Origin of the sequence: Mesorhizobium sp. M7A.F.Ca.CA.002.04.1.1 (assembly GCF_004022805.1) — a bacterium.
Classification (GTDB): Bacteria; Pseudomonadota; Alphaproteobacteria; order Rhizobiales; family Rhizobiaceae; genus Mesorhizobium; species Mesorhizobium ciceri.
This window is the reverse complement of the sequence record NZ_RZPL01001168.1, coordinates 1-890: the sequence shown is the minus strand read 5'-3', so window position 1 is coordinate 890 and position 890 is coordinate 1. Positions and strand designations below refer to the sequence as shown.

1 protein-coding gene is annotated in these 890 nt (G+C 64.6%); it reads right to left on the bottom strand.

From position 1 onward, the window contains the following. Window positions 1-759, bottom strand: a 759-nt coding sequence (panB, locus tag ENZ75_RS33055; RefSeq protein ID WP_128278668.1) for a 3-methyl-2-oxobutanoate hydroxymethyltransferase, incomplete at its 3' end; no start/stop codon positions are given. Between the last annotated feature and the right edge of the window lie 131 nt (window positions 760-890).

Sequence of the window (890 nt, the reverse complement as noted above, 5' to 3'; positions counted from 1 at the left end):
CTTTGCGGCATGCGAGATCGCGTTGCGCAGGTCGGCGTATTCCTTGACGAATTTCGGCACGCGATCGACGGTCAGCCCGACCATGTCGTCGGTGACCAGGATCTGGCCGTCGCAGTCGCCGCTGGCGCCGATGCCGATGGTTGGGATGGCGAGGCGGCGGCTGATATCGGCGGCGACCCTCTCGACCGTGCCTTCGATGACCACCGAGAAAGCCCCGGCGTTCTCGACGGCGAGCGCATCGCGAAGCAAAGCCGCAACAGCCTCCTCGGTGCGGCCTTTGATCTTGTAGCCGCCGTCCTTCTCGACCGATTGCGGCTGCAGGCCGATATGCCCCATGACCGGAATGCCGGCGGCGACGATGGCCGCGATCTGGCTAACCATGTCGACGCCGCCTTCGAGCTTTACCGCCTGGCAGCCGGTTTCGTCGACGACCCGCCGCGCCGAGGCGACGGCAAGTGCTGCCGTGACCTCATAGCTGCCAGCCGGCAGGTCGACGACGACGCAGGCACTGGCCGAGCCGCGCATCACGGCTTGCCCATGTGCGATCATCATCTCCAGCGAGGCACCCAGTGTCGTCTTGTGGCCGTGGAGGACCATGGCGACACTGTCACCGACCAGAAGCAGATCGACATGGTGATCAAGCAGACGGGCGATGGGATAGGTATAGGCGGTCAGGCAAACGATCGGCGCGCCGCCCTTGCGGTGGCGAATCGCCTCGGCGCTGATGCGCATGTCGGTGGTCGGCAATTCCGTGGCCAATCGTCACCTCCTTTGGCCTCAAGCCGGGCTGGATACAAGCATGGGCGCGCAGAGCTTTAGAAACACCGCAAAGGCTTGGCAAGCGTGCATGCAGCCACCGGCAGGATCACAGGCTTGTGTCGGGTTTCAGG